Below are 18,472 nucleotides of genomic sequence, written 5' to 3'. Positions count from 1 at the left end.
AGAAAGAGAAAGGGAGCGATTTTTCGTGAAAACGAAATTACTAGCTCTGCTATTAGCTGTTACGGTATTTATGATGCCAACAGCTTCATTCGCAGACATCATTGAGGGAGAATCAATTGTTACACTAGGAGAAAACTTATCTGAACAACAAAAACAAGATCTGTTAAAAGAAATGAAAGCACCAAAAGATGCTACAATCATTACTGTGTCTAATGCGGAAGAACATAAATTTCTAGACGGAATTGTTCCAAAAGCACAAATTGGTACACGAGCAATTTCCTCTTCTATGATTACATACACAAAACCAGGATCTGGTCTTATTGTACGTTCGAAAAACATTAATTCAATAACAGATGCAATGTACACAAATGCACTTATTACAGCAGGTGTGAAAGATGCAGAGATTCAAATTACTGCGCCATTTAAAGTTTCAGGAACTGCTGCTTTAACAGGGTTAATGAAGGCTTATGAGACGACATCAAATAAAGCAATTCCTGAGGAAGTAAAAAAAGTAGCCAACGAAGAAATGGTGCAAACAGCCCAGCTCGGCGATAAAATCGGTGAAGAAAAAGCAGTTCAACTTGTTGCAAAAATTAAAGAAGAAATTGCAAAAGAACAGCCAAAAACAACAGAAGATTTACGTTCATTAATTAAAAAAATTGCTGATCAACTTGGCATTACATTAACGGATGAGCAACTAGATAACTTAGTAACGTTATTTGATAAAATGAAAAATCTTAATATCGATTGGAATCAAGTTGGCAGTCAATTAAATAAAGCCAAAGAACATGTTTCTGCCTTTTTAGGATCTGAAGAAGGTCAAGGCTTCCTAGATAAAGTGAAAGATTTCTTCTCTAGTATTATTGATTTTGTTAAATCTTTATTCAAGTAAAAAAGAAGCTCGCCAGTGACGGGCTTCTTTTTTTATACGAGTAACGGCAATTTCATAACAGCTTCTTCAACCGACCGAACAACATGATTTGCCTTCTCCTTCACATATGGATGAGCATGGTGAAGAGTAAATGAATGCGGGGTTACTTCAAACATAGAAATATCATTGAAGGAATCTCCAATACATGCAACTTCATTTGCTTCAATTTGTAAATGTTCCATTAATCGCTTGAGGGCACTTCCCTTACTTACGCCCCTTGGCATAATATCAACATAGCGTTTACCTGATATAAAGACCTCCGCTTCGCCATGAAAAGTATCCCGTAACTCTTGATCTAACGCTATAATTTTTTCTTCTTCCCCAAATACAAATAATTTCGCTGGATGTACTGTTTTCCCAAATTCAGCTTCTAATGCTTCAATCTCAGCAATATGCACACCCATATACGCTTCAAAAGAATGATGATTTTCATTCTTTCTTTTTGTATATCGCTGCTCATTTGCACAAACAATATCCGCTAGCCCCTTTTTATGTATATATCGATATATTTCCTGGGCAACCTGCTCTTCAAAACTCGATTCATGAAATACGGTTCCATCCGGCAGTAACATTGTTGCCCCATTTAAACCAGTTGTGTAGTATGGGAATGCAAACCTTTTTACGACTTCATCAATTCTGTGCGTAAAACGACCAGAGGCAAAACAAATATTTGTCCCTTTTTCCGCTAACCAACAAATTGCCCGTTCATCTTCTTTTTGCATATGATTCACATTGTAAACGAGCGTATCATCTAAATCACTTACAAATAATTTAATCATGTCCTCTTCCCCTTCCATACACAATGTCTACTCTAAGTGTACACAAAAAATGTTTGATTTTTGTTAAAAAAACAATAAATTTTCGATAAAAAAATAAACGGGAGTATAATCCCGTTTATTTTTGTCTTTTTACATTTTGAGGTCTTACAATACTTGGTCGTACTTTTAAACTAGACATCGTTGGACGGAGTAAAATTTTTGTTAATGCGCCCCAATCAAATGGTAAAAACGGCCATAAATACGGCGTTTGTAAACTTTTTATAGACGTTAAAAATAAAATCAATATCGTCATTCCGACTACAAATCCTATTTCATGAAATATACCTGTCAAAATAATGACAAATAGCTTTCCGACTTTATTCCCAAGCCCTAGTTCATAACTCGGTGTTGCGTATGCCCCAATCATAGAAACTGCTACGTACAAAATAACTTCTGGTACAAACAAACCTACATCAATTGCAATTTGACCAATTAATATGGCAGAAATTAATCCTGCTGCAGACGACAATGATGTCGGTGTATGAATGGCAGCCATCCTTAAAAATTCAAGTCCGATTTCGGCCATCAAAATTTGTAATAAAATTGGTAAATGCGTCATCTTGTTTGGTCCAATGAAAGCAAGACTTTCCGGTAAAAGAGTTGGATCAAAAACAAACACTAACCAAAAAGGTAGTAAGAACAGCGAAAATATAACACCTAAAAAACGTACCCAACGTAAAAATGTACCTACAGCTGGATTTTGTCTAAACTCTTCCGCATGCTGTAAATGGTGGAAATATGTTGTTGGAGTGATCATAGCACTTGGTGATGTGTCAACGAGTACTAATACATGTCCTTCTAGTAGATGATTTGCTGCTACATCTGGTCTTTCTGTATATCGAATAAGCGGGAATGGATTATAACCTTGTTTAACGACAAATTCCTCTATCGTTTTATCCGCCATCGTAATCCCATCTACTTCAATGCTACTTAGTTCTTGTTTTATAATCTTAACTAAATCCGGATTTGCAACATCTTGAACGTATGTAATACAAATATCCGTTTGCGATCTATCCCCTACTCGAATCATTTCATTTCGGAGACGTGGGTCGCGAATTCTTCTACGAATTAACGCTGTATTTACAACGATATTTTCAACAAATCCATCTCTCGCACCACGTACTACTTTTTCAGTATCTGGTTCTGTCGGCGTTCGCCCTGGATAACTTCGAACATCAATCGCAAACGCTTCCGTTTCACCCTCCACAAATATAACGATAAGTCCTGATAATACTTGGAGCATTACCTCATCCATCGTTTTCACTTTACTTACTTGCTGATGAATTAAACGATTCTCTAAAAGCTTCACTGTATCTTCTTCTACATCTCTTATTTCATTTGTATCCACTGCTTCTTCTAAAATAGGGATAATATAATTTGTATCACAAAGTCCATTTACAAATAACACACCAATTTCTTTATTTAAAATTTGAAATTTACGAATACCAACATCGTATGTAACACCTAATCCAACCGTCTGCTTTAAATAATTTTCATTATCACTTATAAAAGTTGAGATAGGTATATTCACTTTTTTAGGCTTGGTCATAAAACCCACTCCTTTCCAAAATTAGTTGAATTGCTTTTTTAGTAATAGGTGATCCTCTCTCCCATTCATCGTTACCACACATCTTGCCAATATCCCCAACACCAACAATGACAGGCACATTTAAATCATCTAAACAATAAATCGTATCTCCGCTAATCCTGCCAACCTCACCATCTGGTAATCCAAACTTATCAACACCGTATTCCGTTAAATTCCCGTCTCTATCCACACTTACATCTACTCGTGCCCATTCCCAATGATGTGTATTAGACGCTACTGCTAAAATACCCAGCACATCGATTTGTTTATGTGTTGCTACATATTTTAAAGCCTTTTCACCAGAACCTTCTCCAATAAATCCACTGTCATCAAACATGACAAATACAGGGTCATATGGCGTTTGCATAATAAGCTCAACAACTTTCTTCCCTGTCAATTTGGTTGGATTACTTTGCGATGCTGAAATACACCTTCCCCCAAATTCCTTTGTTAACAGCTCAATTGTCCGCTTTGCATATTCATCTCCATCTGTAACCAAAACAACCCTTCGTCTCATTTGATTTTATCCTTTCGGTTTACATATAATTGCTACAAAAAATGAAAACAATATCGCTGCGGAAATGCCCGCAGACGTTAAACTAAACATGCCAATGCCAATTCCTAAATAACCGTGTTTCTCTGCCGCATGCATCGCTCCGTGCAATAGTGAATGACCAAAGCTTGTAATAGGAACTGTTGCCCCGGCACCCGCGAACTTTATAAGCTTATCGTACAATCCAAATCCATCTAAAATCGCTCCGATAACTACAAAAGTTGCCATTAAATGCGCTGGGGTTAACTTTGCGAAATCTAACAATATTTGTCCAATTACACAAATAGCGCCACCTACAAGAAATGCATATATAAAATCCACATTTCACTCTCCTTTCACTCTCTCAAATACGACACCATGTGCAATCGTCGGAATCGTTTCTTTCTGCTGCATCATCATCGGACTTAATAACGCACCGGTAGCAACGACCAAAATTCGTTGTAAATTCCCTTTTTGCATCTCTCGTAATAAATGACCATATGTGACAACAGCTGAACAAGCGCAGCCACTACCACCAGCAAATACCTCTTCTTGATCGGAATCATAAATCATTAATCCACAATCAGTATATATATGCCCAAGCTCGTAACCTTCTTCCAATAATAGTTGCTTCGCGAGTGGTGTCCCAACACCTGATAAATCACCTGTAACAATCAAATCGTAGTCAGTTGCACTTCTCCTCAAATCTTCAAAATGCTGCTGAATTGTATGAGCAGCTGCTGGCGCCATCGCCGATCCCATATCTAAAGGATTCGCTATTCCTAAATCCTGTACTTTCCCAATCGTAGCTGCTGTAATTTTAATGGCACTTTTTTCTTTGCTAATTAATATGGATCCCGCACCTGTAACAGTTGAATTTGCTGTTCCCGGTTTTTGCCCCCCGTACTCTGTTGGATAACGAAATTGCCTTTCAGCTGTTGCATTATGACTGCTTACTGTAGCTAAGACACGATTGGCAAATCCACCGTCTATAAAGGCTGATCCCACCGCTAAAGTTTCCATTGACGTTGCACAAGCGCTAAACATTCCTAAAAAAGGGATGCCAAACTCCCTAGCAACATAATTTGCTGTCACTGTTTGATTTAATAAATCGCCAGCTAAAAAGAAATCAATTTCCGATGTTTTTATATTCCCTTTTTGCACCGCTTGTTGAATTGAATCTGACATTAATCTTCGTTCAGCAAGTTCCCAGTTTTCTTCTCCACAGTGTAAATCATCATATGAAATGTCAAAATCCTTTCCAAGAGGGCCTTCAGCTTCTTTCGGACCGACAGCAGTACCGGTTGCATTCACATAAATATCATTTTGAAATACCCACGTTTGTTTCCCGGTCAACCTCATACTCGCCCCTCCTTTAAGACATAAAAATTTTAAAAGTGTACCTTATTAATCCGATAATATATGCTCCAACAACGCCAAACACGATAACACTTCCAGCAAGCTTAAACATGTTTGTTGCAATTCCTAGAACAATGCCCTCACTCTTATGTTCTAGCGCAGCACTCGCCATAGAATTCGCAAATCCAGTAACTGGAACTGCCGATCCTGCTCCAGCAAATTGACCGATTTTATCATATACACCACACCCTGTTAAAATCGCTGATAATAAAACAAGAGTTGCAACTGTCGGATTTCCTGCCTCTTGTTCACTAAAGTGAAAATAATGTATATAAAATTTCATCAATACTTCCCCAACTGTACAAATGAGCCCTCCTACAAGAAATGCCTTCACACAATTCAGCAAATAGTTTGGTTTTGGATGGTACTCTTTCACTTTATTTATGTAATCATCTTTCAATTTTCGCGTTTTCATTAATATGCCTCCTACTTTACGAAATAAATCCAGTGAAACAATGAGCCTATTACTTTTCCAAGTACAAGAGCAACGAGTAAAATAATAATTTTCCCCTCTACCCCAACTCGTTTCGCTAAAATAGGTAAAACATTTAATACTTCTGTTAATGCTGCAGCAAGCATTCCAATGAATGTGCCACAAAATAACCCTAATATTACAAGCCAATATTGCGATGTTTGAAATGTAATGTTTTTCAAACTACACCAAGCCCCTGTTAACGTACCCGCAATGACAGCCCACTCAAAATATTGAACATGCTTTCCACTTCTCGTTAGTTGAGCTAAACGAGGGATTATACCAAGTACAGCCAAAAAGGCAACATACCCGCTCCCTACTGCAATCCCGCCAGCTAAACCAATTAATATAACAAACCCACATTCAATCATCGGCAAGCTGTTTCATGTTATCCTTGTTTTCGTTCACAATTACATATTGATCAAGCGCCTGTTGATATTGAAACATCTCGACTTCTAACGGACTCGGCTCTTCATTAATTCTCTTTTGAAATACATGATTAAAAAATAAAACCATACCTAATCCAAGACCTACTGAATATGGAATTTGAAATAATAGTGGTTGCTCCTTAAACTCTCCAGTAATCATGTAATATAACCGTTGATGTACTTGTTGCATACTTACGTCCTCATGGAAATAAATGATTGCAAGAGCTGCTCCAATAAAAAGTAATAACCATACAAGTCCAAAGAAAACTGGGTGCACTTTCTTTTTTTCATAAATAATTTCAACAAGAGTTTGTCCAGAACCGAGTAAATTAATTTGTATGTGAGCCGCTTTTTGCCTAATGATCTCAATTATCTTCATAACATCAATTACAACATGCGTCTTATCGTGTGCTGTTATTTTGTAAACAATCTCATTTTGTAACGCTTCAACTACGAAAGCATCTCCAGCAAGCTGAGCAACATCACCGAGCTTCACTTCATACGAAGGAGAAACTTTTAAGCGGTTGCGCATTTTAATATATATAGTTCGTTCCAATTTACATTCACCTCTTCACTCTTCCTCGTAGTTGTAGTATGGTTATTGGATTTTTTTCTCATACAATTTTTCATAAAAAAACATCTGTACCGTTTCGGTACAGATGTTTTTTAGTTTATGCCTTTTTCTTGAATAAATTTGCGATACTTAATGCAAGCCCGCCCCAAATGACTACAATACCAATGATCATCATCATAATCGCTGATCCACTCATTATGAAACACCTCGATCTTTCCATTCTTTTTCAAGCTTAGCAGAATCCGAATGTATTTGTGCATTCCATTTTTTTAGACTAATGATTAGTGCAACAATAAGGAACGCTGCTGCAATTGACCAACCATATGTTACGACAAACTCTGTTGGATAATCTCCATAGTTCTTTTGAATATTTTGGATTATACCATCAATTAACATGTATCCTAACATAAGCGGAGTAATAACGAGTAAACTCACTCTCCAAAACGTCCCTAACTTTATATCAGATACGAAGTTTGCGTGATTTTGATAAACTGGTAAACGGCGTAGAAACAGTCCGATTGTCACTACTTCCACAAGTGCTATTGAAATCAATCCAAAATTGTTAGCGAAATAATCTACAACATCTAGGAACATAAGTCCACCACGTGTTGCAAAAACAAGAGAAACTAACACTAGAAGTGTTCCCATAATTCCAATCGTCTTTTGGCGACTTAAGCTGAATTTTTCAGATACAGCGGCAAAGCATACTTCCGCAAGTGAAATGAGTGATGTAATTCCAGCAACAGTTAAAGATAAGAAAAATAATACTCCAAATAACGATGACATCGGTAACTCATTTATAATTTGCGGGAATACGACAAATGCAAGCCCTACACCAGCACTCGCAACTTTATCAACTGGTACCCCCATATTGTTCGCCATAAATCCAAGAGCTGCAAAAACACCAATACCTGCTAATAATTCGAATCCTGAATTCGCAAACCCTGTAATAAAAGCATTATTTGTTGTATCTGAGTTTTTCGGTAAATAACTAGAATACGTAATCATAATTCCGAATGCTAATGATAAACTAAAGAAAATTTGACCGTAAGCAGCAAGCCATACTTTCCCATCAAAAATACGACTCCAATCCGGTTTAAAGAATGCATCTAATCCTTGCATCGCACCTTCCATTGTCACTGCACGAACTACGATAATCAGGAACATCACAACTAGTAAGGGAATAAAAATACGGTTAACGACTTCGATTCCTTTTTTAACTCCTTTAAATGCAACACCAAGCACAATAATCCAAACGAGCGCTAATGGAATTAATACTTCTGGCACAAGCCCTCCAAATTGTCCTGGTTTATCCGCAACATGTAAATATTCTTTAAATAAAAATGATTCCGTGTCCTTCCCCCATGCTCCAGTAATTGCAAAATATGTATAGGAAATAGACCAAGCAATAATTACAGCATAATATGTTGATACGATAAATGTTACACACATTTGCCACCAACCAATAAATTCAGCACGTGGATGAATGCGAAAAAATGTAAGTGGCGCCGAACCACGATGGCGATGCCCGAGAGCAAATTCAAACGCTAACAATGAAATACCAGTCGTTAATAATGCGAATAAGTACGGTAAAAAGAATGCGCCTCCTCCGTTTTCATATGCTGTATAAGGAAAACGCCATATGTTCCCTAACCCAACGGCAGAGCCGACCGCTGCGAAAATAAATCCAGCCCTCGTTCCCCATTGTTGCCTCGTTTCCATGTTTCCTTCCCCCTTTGTGACAAGTTCATACTTGGATTATATTTTAAATTTACTAAATTATCAATAAATTCTGTCAATTTTTTAGAAATAGTTGTAATCATATCCTTTTCATGACAATAAAAAAAATCGAATAGATAATTATTCGTCTATTCGATCTTTCATCTGTTTTAATATTTTCTTTTCAAGTCTCGACACTTGCACTTGTGAAATACCAATACGCTCAGCTACTTCTGATTGTGTTTGGTCTTTATAATAGCGCAAATACACAATTAAACGTTCGCGTTCATCCAATTCTCTAATCGCTTCTTTTAAAGCAATTTTATCAAACCATTTCGTCTCAGATTGATCTGCGATTTGATCTAAAATAGTAATTGGATCCCCGTCATTTTCATACACAGTTTCATGTATCGATGAAGGCGCACGACTCGCTTCTTGTGCCAAAACAACTTCTTCTGGCGTTAGTTCCAGAGCCTCAGCTACTTCATTAATCGTTGGAGCTCTTCCAAATTCTTTTGAAAGCTCGTCTCTCATTTTTCGAATTTTGTTTCCTGTTTCTTTTAAAGATCTACTCACTTTCACCGATCCGTCATCGCGTAAAAATCGTTGGATTTCTCCAATAATCATGGGAACTGCATATGTTGAAAATTTCACGTCGAAAGATAAATCAAATTTATCTACCGATTTTAAGAGTCCAATACATCCAATTTGAAATAAGTCGTCTGGTTCGTATCCTCGGTTCAGAAACCGCTGAACAACCGACCATACGAGACGCATATTACTTTGAACGATTGTATCTCTTGCTTGTTGATCTCCATCTTGACTTTTTTGAATTAACGCTTTTAGCTCGTGGTCCTTTAACTGAGGTTTCTTCTTCTCATTTTTGACCTCTATGTCCATAGGCTATTCTCCTTAATTGCATAGAGCGTTACTATTTGATAAGTATTTTGTCAAATGGATTGTTGTCCCGAAAGATTCGTTTGAAATAACTTCTAATTCATCCATAAAATTTTCCATGATAGTAAATCCCATTCCGGAACGCTCTAATTCAGGTTTAGTTGTAAACAGGGGTTGTCTCGCTTCATCTAAGTTAAAGATACCAATCCCTTCATCTCGAATCGTGAGTTTCACCATTGCTTCTTCCAAAATCACTGAAATATAAACAACACCTTCTGCATTTCCTTCGTACCCATGAATAATTGCATTTGTAACCGCTTCTGACACAACTGTTTTAATCTCCGTTAGTTCTTCCATCGTCGGGTCTAGTTGTGCAATAAAAGCAGCTACTGTAACACGAGCGAATGATTCGTTCTGACTTAACGCTGAAAATTGAAGGTTCATTTCATTTCTCATTTATGCCACCCCCAACGTCGCGAGCGCATGCGCTTCACTTTCTTCTAAACGAACAATTTTGAATAGGCCTGACATTTCAAATAAACGTTTAACAGGTGGTGAGATTGCACAAACAACCATTTCTCCACCTAATCCCTTTACATGTTTATATCGGCCTAATATAACACCTAAACCAGAACTATCCATAAATGATAAATTCTCTAGGCTCAAAACAATATGATGAACACCATGCGTCTCAATCATATCTGTTACTTTCGTTCGCAACTCTTCAGCAGTATGATGATCTAATTCACCCGCTAACCTCACACATAAGACGTCACGCTTTACCTCTAATTGCATGGAAAGACTCACACGATTTCCTCCTTATGCTCAAACTTTACTCATTAGCATACATAAGATTTTCGTGACAGAGAATAAGAATCCTTCCTACTGACAAAAGAAGTACTATTTCGCCATAATGTGAAATCTTTCAGCAATTATTCCTGTACAAACAAGCAGAAAAGCGGCAAATTTCCCGCCGCTATTTTGATGTTGAAAACATCCCAAAACTTCTCTTAAATAACTCCCACCAGCTTGCTGCTGCAACATCTTCTTTTGCTACGATTGTTTGTTTTAATAAAACCTCTTTATCTTTTTTAATAACAAGTGTACCAAGCGCATCACCTTTTTTAATTGGTGCCTTAACTTTCTTTTCAGCGATTACTTCTTGTTTTACTTTGTCCATATTTTCGCCCTTCTTCATTAGAAGAGACACATTATCTGACGCAACTAAATCTACTTTTTCCTTTTTACCTTTTCCTACTTGTACAGTCTTAATTTTTTCACCGCGCGTATACATTTTCTTTGTCATATATTGACCAAACGCATAATCAAGAAGCTTCGTCACTTGATTGTTCCGTTCTTTAGATGTAGGTGCTCCCATAACAACTGAAATAACACGCATGCCATTTTTTTCAGCTGATGCAGTTAAACAATATTTCGCTTCCGTCGTAAAACCCGTTTTCACTCCATCTACTCCAGGATAAAAACGTACTAATTTATTCGTATTAACGAGCCAAAACTTCTTATCCGTATCTTCACGTAAATAGTCCTCATATTTACCTGTATATTTACGAATAAGAGGGTACTTCATCAATTCTCTCGCCATAATTGCCATATCATTTGCTGTGGAATAATGATCTTTTGCTGGGAGACCTGTCGGATTTTGAAAATGAGTATTTTTCAGTCCTAAATCTTTCGCTTTTTTGTTCATCATATTTACAAAACCTTCTTCTGAACCAGCGATATGCTCCGCTACTGCAACAGACGCATCATTTCCAGATGCAATGGCAATACCCTTTAGCATTTCATTTACAGTCATCTCTTCCCCAGGCTCTAAAAAGATTTGCGACCCACCCATTGAAGCTGCATGCTCACTTGCTCTAACTTTATCTGTCAGTTTTAGTTTTCCTTTTTCAACTTGTTCCATAATTAATAGCATTGTCATAATCTTCGTCATACTAGCAGGTGGTAACTTCTCATTCGGATTTTTATCAAATAAAATTTTACCTGTATCTTGTTCAATTACGATTGCTGACGATGCTTGTTCCGCTAACTTCGGCGCGGTTTCTTCTGTTTTCTCCTGTTTCGTTTTCTCAGATTGTGCAAAACTCACTGAAGTACCAGAAAGCAATAACATGAAACAAACAAGTATTCCAAAAACTCGCTTCATGACTAACCCTCCATTCTATATCAAACCTATTTTTTCCAATTTATTATTTTTTAATACCATATTTTTCTAACATTTTCAGTTGACAAACACATTCATCACCTATATTGTATTAAATGTATTACACATAGTAGTACACTTAATACACGTCAGAAAGGAGACATTGCTCTTGCATATTCAACTTGATCCAAGAAGCAACACTCCGATATGGGAACAAATTGTTCAAAATATAAAAGAACTCGTATTGAAAAACATGTTAGCTCCAAGTGATAAACTTCCTTCTGTACGCGAACTCGCTTCTTTACTCGTTATAAATCCAAATACAGTGAGTAAAGCTTATCAAGAGTTAGAGCGACAAGGGATTATTGAAACATTACGAGGAAAAGGAACATTTGTATCCCAATCGATTACCCCAACATTAGACGAAAGGAAAATCGCTATGGTTGAAAAGCAATTTCATCAATTACTATTAGAAGCCTCTTATCTTGGTGTTACGAAAGATAAAATTCACGATTGGATAGATTCATACTACAAAGAGATTGGAGGAAATACGGATGCTGAAAGTGACAAGCCTGAAGAAAACAATTGATAATCAAACGATTTTAGACGATGTTTCTTTCACATTGCAAAGAGGGAGTATCATCGGATTACTCGGAAGAAATGGTGCGGGGAAAACAACTTTATTACGAACGATGGTCGGCATTTTAGACCCTGATGCAGGGACTGTTACATATGAAGATACAAACATTCACCAGTGTCCTGAAATAAAGCAAAAAATCGTATACGTTCCTGATTCTACTAACATATTGAACGGCTATACGATAAAAGAAATTGTAAAGTTTTATAAAGAAGTTTATACCGCATTTGATGGAACACATTTCTATGAACTGTTAGAACGTTTTAACTTACCAAACAAACGAATTCGTAGCTACTCAAAAGGAATGAAAGCACTGCTCGCCATCATTTTAGCCGTTTCTACAAAGGCCGAATATATCATTTTAGATGAGCCGACAAATGGACTTGATCCTATCGTGAAAAGGCAAATTTTACAGTTTCTCGTTGGAGAAGTTGCAGAAAAAGAGATTACCATTTTTATCTCCACTCACCATTTAGATGAAGTGGAACAAATTGCAGATACAATCATTATATTAAAAGGCCATACTATATCTTCTATTACATCACTAGACGATGCAAAATCACGATTCGCAAAAATACAAGTAGCTTATGAACGTTCATTACCTCAAAAACTAGAAAACTTAAACAATATTAAAATATTAAATCAAACAGGAAAAGTATATACAATCTTAATTGAGGGAAATGTGGCTACAACACTGGAAAAGTTTTATAAAGAACAACCTATACTCATTGAAGAATTAACAATGTCACTTGAAGATGTCTTCGTTACGACACTGGAGGAGGATGGGTATGTTTCATAAGGCGTTGTGGATGTGGAATTGGAAGCGCGGGAAATATGCTGTGTTACTATTCTTCTTTAGTTCGCTTTACTTGTTATCTTTCGGCTACTATAGAAGTGCTCAGGTGGAACTTGCTGAATATTACGAATTACAAGAGAAGGGGAAACAGTATTATTATTTTTATTCCTTTTCTTCAGGAGAAGGTAATAGTTTTTTGTTAACAGTTCTTCTCATTGCTTTAGCCTGCTTATTGATAGGCTGGGAGCGTAGTAACCAATCTAATACACTACTTATGACGATGCCGTTTAAAAGAAAAGATGTTTTCTTATCTAAATGGGCTTTTGGTTCATTTTGTATTTTGGTCTCGTTACTTATCAATTGGATCCTTATGTATGTTATTTATAGAACAACTATTCATTTTGATTATCAATCTTTTAGTCCATTTCATCGATACTTTCTTTATGCGATTGTTTCTTATGTCGCAGTATATACAGCTGCTTTATGTATCGGTACTTTTACTGGAAGCATCGTGTCACAAGTCGTTTTTTGTATTCCATGGCTACTAATGGGGCTTACATTTATTCCACTAGTGTACACCTTTACGATAAATCATTTAGAGGCTACAAATACTAAAAATAATAAATTAGATCAACAACTTTATGAAATCAATCAAAAAACAAATATAGTTGCACCAATTTATCGCTTTTCAATTAATTATAACTATCATCCAGAACACCTTGAGAAGAAAGACGATCCAACTACTTTAAGAAATCCAGTATCTCATAAATATTATTCAGCAAAATCAATGCTAGTCCCTATTTTTTATACAATTTTTTACTTACTACTTGGAACATATTTATATATGCGATCACCAAATGAAAACAGTCAAAAGATATTTATTTTCCAAAAGCATTTACGAATATGTATATGGGTGACAACCATTTACTTTGCATTACTAGGTGGCTATAAAATGAACCAATTTTATTTCTTACCTAACTACTATATTAGTTTGTTTCTCGCTGGAATTATTACTTATGTTGTATTATCACGCCTAACAAATTATAAAGTTTTTTAAAGGAGAGATCCTATGTTTCAAAAAGCACTATGGCTAAGAACGTATCAACAAAGTAAATATGTTGTATGGTTATTTTGGCTCACCAGCTTCTATACTTTATCGTATAAATATTATATGGCTTCTATTCAACAACAATACTTTCTAAAACAGGATAAAGAGTGGAATTATGTATATCATTATTACTTTGATTTAACACTTTTAAACCCTGTCATACTGTTAGGTAGTATACTTATCGTTCTAGCTTGTACGTTAGTTGGATGGGAGAGACAAAATAACTCTAGTGATTTGTTGTGGTCTATGCCCTTTAAACGTTCACACCTCTATATAACAAAGTGGTTGTTTGGAATCTGTAATATCACCGCTGTTGTCGTTTTAAACTGGGGGCTATTTGCTATTATGAAAAAGTTAACTTTTCATAATAAATATCAAGTATTCTCCCCCTTTCATAGTTATTTTATATACATGTTAATTGTATTAATCGCTATTTATACAATTGCCTTATGTATAGGTACAATTACAGGGAATATTATATCGCAAGGATTTCTCACTGCAGCTATATTAATATTCCCTGTGTTACTCCCATCACTTATTGCAGGAGTCATTGCTGTTCACTCAAACACTGAATTTCATGAGGACAACGGCCTTATACATGATGTGATGGAAAACATACGTATTTCTAGTCCAGCAGAAGAATTTCAGATTATATTTAATTATGATCCACAAAGGGCTTATACCGATTCAAATGGAGTGCGGCATAACGAACCAAACTTTACAAAGATTCCACCAGCAAAAACATTGATTGGACCTATCGCACATATCATTATTTTATTACCACTCGGCATATATTTATACGTTCGTTCAATCAATGAACGAAATGGTAACTACTTATTATATCCAAAATTACAAAAAGTAGTTTTGACTTGTGCTATTCTACTTGCTGGAATCACTGGAGGCTTAATTTTCAGTGACGCGCATTCCTTGCTCAATTTTTACATCGGGTTTTTGGTGGCTAGTTTAATTACGTATTTCTTCCTAGCTAAAATATTAAAATGGAAAGTATCTTGGAATTTCAAATAAAATAACCTCCTCTTATTGAGGAGGCTATTTTACATTCTCTCTTCTTTTCCCATACTCTTTTTCTTGCTTCGTTCCAAACCCATCACCATTTGCTACGATTTGATCGGTTGGAGCAACTATGCTTTCAGCAATTCTCCATTCTCCCCCTTGTTGAATAAACACTTGCATAAAATAATTCATTCCATTTAATTGGTACGGGTTCTCTTTTTTCACTTCATAACGGGCCGCCACATAATACACTTGCACATTCTCAGCTTCAAACTTAGAAATATATTGTGATAATCTCGGGATGTACTGTGATGCTTTCTGAAGTGGCAGTTGTTTTACTTTTACAAGAGAAGACTTTGTCACATTGCTTATCGTATCTTCATGCCGAACGTTATCGCTATGATGAAATAAAATCGTATTCTGCATAGAGCGAATCCATAGCTTCGAATATAAGACAGGTTGCTTATTTGAAATATGTTGTAATTCTTTTTGGACGACTTGAATTGGCGTTGCAGCATCCACGAATTGATGAAAGCAGAAAAAACCTCCAGTCATAATAAGAAGCGTAAAAATACGTTTCATAATTTTTCACTCCGATTCTTTTTAATTAAAGTATTGGAGTTTCAAAATATTTTTATTCAAAAGAAAAAGGATAGGAAAGCTTTCGCTCCCTATCCTCATTTATTATAATACGCGGCCAAATAGCTCTAACACCATTTCTATTTCTTGGTCGCTCCAACCTTTAAATCTCTCTTTATAATATTCTTTACGCACAGCTTCAAGTTTCTCAGTTACTTCTCTTCCGTGTTCAGTAATTTCTAAATACACGATACGACGATCTGAGTTTGAACGTTTTCTTTCTACAAACCCTTTTCGTACGAGACGATCTGTAACAGCTGTAATATGACTGGAGGTTACGTTTACTTCACTCGCAATTTGCGAAGCCATCTGTGGACTTTTTAAAAATAACGCGCGTAATACAGAAAATTCATTATATGGCATATGTTCTGCAAAACGTGTATTAATATCATTTTGTAATAAACGTATCATCTTTCTAAATGATCCGGATAACTCTAAAATCAGTGTTTCTCTTTTTTCGTTCACTAGCCTCGTCCCTTTTTTATCATATTTACACATATTATAATCTATAAATACCTATGTTGTATATGCTTTCTTCCCTCAACATTCTCATTTATGTAACTTTTTTCATATAAATTTCTTTTTTGTTCACACATATACATATAAAAAAGGATGGTGATGGAAAATGCAAGGTGGAATGAATCCATATTTACATAATATCCGTACGACAAATACTGGTAAAGAAGCTACTATTACTGTACAGGGAGAAGGAATTGTAAAAGCAAAACCAAACGTTGTCATATTAACACTCGGCATTCGAACAGATCATAAAAATGTAAAACAAGCGCAAGAAGAAAATGCAGTGCAATCAAAACAATTGCTAGATGCACTGAAACAACTAGGTATTGCCGACAAAGATATCGAAACCATTTCGTATACAATTACTCCTCAGTACGAATATGTAAATGATAAAGCATTGCTTCAGGGATACCGCGTGGAGCATTTGTATGAAATTACCGTTTTAAATGTACAAAAAGCAGGGGAAGTATATGATATAGCCGTTTCCAATGGGGCAAACGTAGCAAAAGGATTACGCTTTCGAATATCTCATCCAAATAAATATTATGAGCAAGCCCTCATACAAGCTCTGCAACAAGCAGTAGAAAAAGCTCGTGCTATTGCGAGTACATATAATTTAAACATTAATCCTGTCCCACTCTCATTCGTTGAAGAGTCTGCCCAATTACCACGGGAAGTCGCATCCTACGCTACTTTACATGCACAAGCAGCCCCTCCTATTCAATCGGGAGAATTAGAGATAATTTCTACAATACGGGCGATTTTTACGTATTTATAAATAATTTCATTTATAAGTAAACGTTATCATTTTCCTTGTTGTAAAAACATGATGTTCTGATATAATAAAGGACGGTGAGCTCTTACAAAAGAGATATCACGGGTGGGAGAGGGATATGAAAAAGAAGGTTTAACATGAAAGGAATACTTGAAAGAACATTTAAATTAGGTTTACACGAAACATCACCGAAACAAGAAGTTTTAGCTGGAGTTACGTCATTTTTCACGATCGTATATATTATGATTGTAAATGCATCCATTTTATCCGATGCTGGCATTCCTCTTGAAGCTGGAATTTTAGCAACTGTTTTCAGTTCATTTGTCGGATGTCTACTCATGGCATTTTGGGCAAATGCCCCTGCTATTCTTGTCCCTGGTATGGGTGTAAATGCATTCTTCACGTACACTGCTGTGCATACGCTCGGATTAACTTGGCAGGAAGCATTAGCAGCTGTCTTCATCTCTGGTATTATTTTTGCAATTGCTGCGTTTACACCAATCGCTCGCGTGCTTTCAGTATCGATTCCAAAGTCATTAAAGGAAGCTATTACTGTCGGCATCGGATTGTTTTTAGCGTTTATCGGATTGCAAAAAGGTGGTTTAGTCGTTTCGAATCCAAATACTGCTGTTGCAATGGGTAAATTAAGTAACCCTGTCGTTCTTGCGACCGTGCTTACTCTTATCATTGCACTTGTATTATTTATTCGTAACGTACGTGGAAACTTTTTATGGACGATTGCAATAGGAACTGGTATTGCATGGCTATTTGGCCTTGTTGATACAAGTCAAATCGGAAATAGTTCATTCTCATTCGCTAATTATGGCGATGTGTTTGGAGCTATGTCATTTGGCAAACTTTCTTCCTTACCGTTTTGGATTGCAACATTCTCCTTAAGCATGGTGCTTATTTTTGAGAACATGGGACTATTGCACGGTTTATTAGAAGATGATCGTAAATTCCCGCGTGCTTATCAAGCAAATGCAATTTCAGCAATGACATGTGGTCTATTTGGCACAAGCCCTACTGTTTCAACTGTAGAGAGTGCCGCAGGTATTACTGCAGGCGGCAAAACAGGTCTGACGTCTATCGTTACAGGGTTGTTATTCTTCGCGTCACTGTTTGCGCTTCCGTTTGTCAAATTAATTCCTGATAGTGCCATTGCACCTATCTTAATTATTATTGGCGGTCTAATGATTACAAGCATTCAACAAATTCCTCTGAACGATTTTTCAGAAGGATTTCCAGCGTTTTTAATTATCGTTATGATCCCGCTCACATATAGTATCGCTGATGGCATTGCATTCGGATTTATTGCTTATCCTATCTTAAAAGTTGCACTTGGAAAGCGTAAAGAAGTCGCACCATCTATGTATATCATTACATGCTTATTCTTAGCCATGTTTGTATTACATGCTATTGGTTAAGAAAAAACACCGAGG

At 36.3% G+C, this 18,472-nt stretch carries 23 protein-coding genes; 7 read left to right on the top strand and 16 right to left on the bottom strand.

Annotated elements, in window-relative coordinates; genetic code table 11:
* Positions 1-25 precede the first annotated feature (25 nt).
* Positions 26-892, top strand: a complete 867-nt coding sequence (locus DN410_RS16755) for a DUF1002 domain-containing protein (protein ID WP_149177327.1) — start codon at positions 26-28, stop codon at positions 890-892.
* A gap of 32 nt (positions 893-924) precedes the next feature.
* Here DN410_RS16755 and DN410_RS16750 read toward each other — a convergent pair whose 3' ends face one another.
* The 14 genes from DN410_RS16750 to dacF form a co-directional block, all read right to left on the bottom strand.
* A complete protein-coding gene (locus DN410_RS16750; RefSeq protein WP_149177326.1) occupies positions 925-1,728 on the bottom strand; it encodes a Cof-type HAD-IIB family hydrolase in 804 nt (267 codons plus the stop codon).
* A gap of 97 nt (positions 1,729-1,825) precedes the next feature.
* Entirely contained in the window at positions 1,826-3,298 is a 1,473-nt protein-coding gene (gene spoVAF, locus DN410_RS16745; protein ID WP_149177325.1) for a spore germination protein SpoVAF, read from the bottom strand.
* Positions 3,285-3,854 (bottom strand): stage V sporulation protein SpoVABEA, encoded by a 570-nt coding sequence (gene spoVAEA / locus DN410_RS16740; RefSeq protein WP_149177324.1) that lies wholly within the window; start codon positions 3,852-3,854, stop codon positions 3,285-3,287. Before spoVAEA ends, spoVAF begins: the two co-directional genes overlap by 14 nt.
* Before the next feature lie 6 nt (positions 3,855-3,860).
* Positions 3,861-4,211: a stage V sporulation protein AE gene (spoVAE, locus tag DN410_RS16735; protein WP_149177323.1), complete on the bottom strand. Its 351-nt coding sequence runs from the start codon at positions 4,209-4,211 to the stop codon at positions 3,861-3,863.
* A gap of 3 nt (positions 4,212-4,214) precedes the next feature.
* Positions 4,215-5,231: a stage V sporulation protein AD gene (gene spoVAD / locus DN410_RS16730; RefSeq protein WP_149177322.1), complete on the bottom strand. Its 1,017-nt coding sequence runs from the start codon at positions 5,229-5,231 to the stop codon at positions 4,215-4,217.
* A 13-nt stretch (positions 5,232-5,244) separates the two neighbouring features.
* The gene (gene spoVAC / locus DN410_RS16725; RefSeq protein ID WP_149177321.1) at positions 5,245-5,703 is read right to left on the bottom strand and encodes a stage V sporulation protein AC; all 459 of its coding nucleotides are present in this window, start codon (positions 5,701-5,703) and stop codon (positions 5,245-5,247) included.
* 11 nt (positions 5,704-5,714) lie between these two features.
* Complete coding sequence (spoVAB, locus tag DN410_RS16720; RefSeq protein ID WP_149177591.1) at positions 5,715-6,131, bottom strand: stage V sporulation protein SpoVAB; 417 nt, start codon at positions 6,129-6,131, stop codon at positions 5,715-5,717.
* Positions 6,124-6,744: a stage V sporulation protein AA gene (locus DN410_RS16715; protein WP_149177320.1), complete on the bottom strand. Its 621-nt coding sequence runs from the start codon at positions 6,742-6,744 to the stop codon at positions 6,124-6,126. The genes spoVAB and DN410_RS16715 overlap by 8 nt, the downstream gene beginning before the upstream one ends.
* Positions 6,745-6,859: 115 nt before the next feature.
* Entirely contained in the window at positions 6,860-6,958 is a 99-nt protein-coding gene (locus tag DN410_RS16710) for a methionine/alanine import family NSS transporter small subunit (RefSeq protein WP_000016824.1), read from the bottom strand.
* The gene (locus tag DN410_RS16705; protein WP_149177319.1) at positions 6,958-8,484 is read right to left on the bottom strand and encodes a sodium-dependent transporter; all 1,527 of its coding nucleotides are present in this window, start codon (positions 8,482-8,484) and stop codon (positions 6,958-6,960) included. Before DN410_RS16705 ends, DN410_RS16710 begins: the two co-directional genes overlap by 1 nt.
* Before the next feature lie 138 nt (positions 8,485-8,622).
* The gene (gene sigF, locus DN410_RS16700) at positions 8,623-9,381 is read right to left on the bottom strand and encodes an RNA polymerase sporulation sigma factor SigF (protein WP_000350729.1); all 759 of its coding nucleotides are present in this window, start codon (positions 9,379-9,381) and stop codon (positions 8,623-8,625) included.
* 12 nt (positions 9,382-9,393) lie between these two features.
* Complete coding sequence (spoIIAB, locus tag DN410_RS16695) at positions 9,394-9,834, bottom strand: anti-sigma F factor (RefSeq protein ID WP_149177318.1); 441 nt, start codon at positions 9,832-9,834, stop codon at positions 9,394-9,396.
* Positions 9,835-10,185, bottom strand: a complete 351-nt coding sequence (spoIIAA, locus tag DN410_RS16690; RefSeq protein WP_000059133.1) for an anti-sigma F factor antagonist — start codon at positions 10,183-10,185, stop codon at positions 9,835-9,837. It lies immediately after the preceding gene.
* Positions 10,186-10,354: 169 nt separating this feature from the next.
* Positions 10,355-11,545 (bottom strand): serine-type D-Ala-D-Ala carboxypeptidase DacF, encoded by a 1,191-nt coding sequence (dacF, locus tag DN410_RS16685; protein WP_149177317.1) that lies wholly within the window; start codon positions 11,543-11,545, stop codon positions 10,355-10,357.
* A gap of 166 nt (positions 11,546-11,711) precedes the next feature.
* Between dacF and DN410_RS16675 the strand changes: the two genes are divergently transcribed.
* Genes DN410_RS16675 through DN410_RS16660 form a run of 4 tightly spaced genes read left to right on the top strand, consistent with a single transcriptional unit; the run spans position 11,712 to position 15,109 of the window.
* Positions 11,712-12,131 carry a GntR family transcriptional regulator gene (locus DN410_RS16675; protein ID WP_017673592.1) on the top strand — a complete coding sequence of 140 codons (420 nt, stop codon included), beginning with the start codon at positions 11,712-11,714 and terminating at the stop codon, positions 12,129-12,131.
* The gene (locus DN410_RS16670; RefSeq protein WP_149177316.1) at positions 12,097-12,978 is read left to right on the top strand and encodes an ABC transporter ATP-binding protein; all 882 of its coding nucleotides are present in this window, start codon (positions 12,097-12,099) and stop codon (positions 12,976-12,978) included. The genes DN410_RS16675 and DN410_RS16670 overlap by 35 nt, the downstream gene beginning before the upstream one ends.
* Positions 12,968-14,032, top strand: a complete 1,065-nt coding sequence (locus DN410_RS16665) for an ABC transporter permease subunit (RefSeq protein WP_149177315.1) — start codon at positions 12,968-12,970, stop codon at positions 14,030-14,032. Before DN410_RS16670 ends, DN410_RS16665 begins: the two co-directional genes overlap by 11 nt.
* 12 nt (positions 14,033-14,044) lie before the next feature.
* Positions 14,045-15,109, top strand: a complete 1,065-nt coding sequence (locus tag DN410_RS16660; protein WP_149177314.1) for an ABC transporter permease — start codon at positions 14,045-14,047, stop codon at positions 15,107-15,109.
* Between the two features lie 24 nt (positions 15,110-15,133).
* Here the strand turns inward: DN410_RS16660 and DN410_RS16655 are convergent, their stop codons facing one another.
* Together DN410_RS16655 and DN410_RS16650 are read right to left on the bottom strand one after the other, a co-directional pair.
* A complete protein-coding gene (locus DN410_RS16655) occupies positions 15,134-15,679 on the bottom strand; it encodes a hypothetical protein (RefSeq protein ID WP_149177313.1) in 546 nt (181 codons plus the stop codon).
* Positions 15,680-15,781: 102 nt separating this feature from the next.
* Positions 15,782-16,201 (bottom strand): MarR family winged helix-turn-helix transcriptional regulator, encoded by a 420-nt coding sequence (locus tag DN410_RS16650; protein WP_001003309.1) that lies wholly within the window; start codon positions 16,199-16,201, stop codon positions 15,782-15,784.
* 160 nt (positions 16,202-16,361) lie between these two features.
* Here DN410_RS16650 and DN410_RS16645 point away from each other — a divergent pair, with 160 nt between their 5' ends.
* Positions 16,362-17,033 carry an SIMPL domain-containing protein gene (locus DN410_RS16645; RefSeq protein WP_149177312.1) on the top strand — a complete coding sequence of 224 codons (672 nt, stop codon included), beginning with the start codon at positions 16,362-16,364 and terminating at the stop codon, positions 17,031-17,033.
* A 134-nt stretch (positions 17,034-17,167) separates the two neighbouring features.
* Positions 17,168-18,457 (top strand): NCS2 family permease, encoded by a 1,290-nt coding sequence (locus DN410_RS16640; protein ID WP_000676247.1) that lies wholly within the window; start codon positions 17,168-17,170, stop codon positions 18,455-18,457.
* Positions 18,458-18,472 lie beyond the last annotated feature (15 nt).

This window comes from Bacillus sp. SH5-2 (assembly GCF_008368905.1).
GTDB lineage: Bacteria > Bacillota > Bacilli > Bacillales > Bacillaceae_G > Bacillus_A > Bacillus_A luti.
Note: the sequence above shows the minus strand (reverse complement) of the source record. Positions and strands in the feature narration are given on the sequence as shown.

Bases quoted from the DNA above. Each gene is read 5' to 3' on its own strand.
- spoVAD (WP_149177322.1), bottom strand. From the start codon at position 5,231: ATGAGGTTGACCGGGAAACAAACGTGGGTATTTCAAAATGATATTTAT.
- DN410_RS16750 (WP_149177326.1), bottom strand. From the start codon at position 1,728: ATGGAAGGGGAAGAGGACATGATTAAATTATTTGTAAGTGATTTAGAT.
- DN410_RS16640 (WP_000676247.1), top strand. From the start codon at position 17,168: ATGAAAGGAATACTTGAAAGAACATTTAAATTAGGTTTACACGAAACA.
- DN410_RS16645 (WP_149177312.1), top strand. From the start codon at position 16,362: ATGCAAGGTGGAATGAATCCATATTTACATAATATCCGTACGACAAAT.
- spoVAB (WP_149177591.1), bottom strand. From the start codon at position 6,131: ATGATTGAATGTGGGTTTGTTATATTAATTGGTTTAGCTGGCGGGATT.
- spoIIAB (WP_149177318.1), bottom strand. From the start codon at position 9,834: ATGAGAAATGAAATGAACCTTCAATTTTCAGCGTTAAGTCAGAACGAA.
- DN410_RS16705 (WP_149177319.1), bottom strand. From the start codon at position 8,484: ATGGAAACGAGGCAACAATGGGGAACGAGGGCTGGATTTATTTTCGCA.
- DN410_RS16670 (WP_149177316.1), top strand. From the start codon at position 12,097: ATGCTGAAAGTGACAAGCCTGAAGAAAACAATTGATAATCAAACGATT.
- DN410_RS16710 (WP_000016824.1), bottom strand. From the start codon at position 6,958: ATGAGTGGATCAGCGATTATGATGATGATCATTGGTATTGTAGTCATT.
- DN410_RS16655 (WP_149177313.1), bottom strand. From the start codon at position 15,679: ATGAAACGTATTTTTACGCTTCTTATTATGACTGGAGGTTTTTTCTGC.
- spoVAF (WP_149177325.1), bottom strand. From the start codon at position 3,298: ATGACCAAGCCTAAAAAAGTGAATATACCTATCTCAACTTTTATAAGT.
- sigF (WP_000350729.1), bottom strand. From the start codon at position 9,381: ATGGACATAGAGGTCAAAAATGAGAAGAAGAAACCTCAGTTAAAGGAC.
- DN410_RS16665 (WP_149177315.1), top strand. From the start codon at position 12,968: ATGTTTCATAAGGCGTTGTGGATGTGGAATTGGAAGCGCGGGAAATAT.
- dacF (WP_149177317.1), bottom strand. From the start codon at position 11,545: ATGAAGCGAGTTTTTGGAATACTTGTTTGTTTCATGTTATTGCTTTCT.
- DN410_RS16660 (WP_149177314.1), top strand. From the start codon at position 14,045: ATGTTTCAAAAAGCACTATGGCTAAGAACGTATCAACAAAGTAAATAT.
- spoVAC (WP_149177321.1), bottom strand. From the start codon at position 5,703: ATGAAAACGCGAAAATTGAAAGATGATTACATAAATAAAGTGAAAGAG.
- spoVAEA (WP_149177324.1), bottom strand. From the start codon at position 3,854: ATGAGACGAAGGGTTGTTTTGGTTACAGATGGAGATGAATATGCAAAG.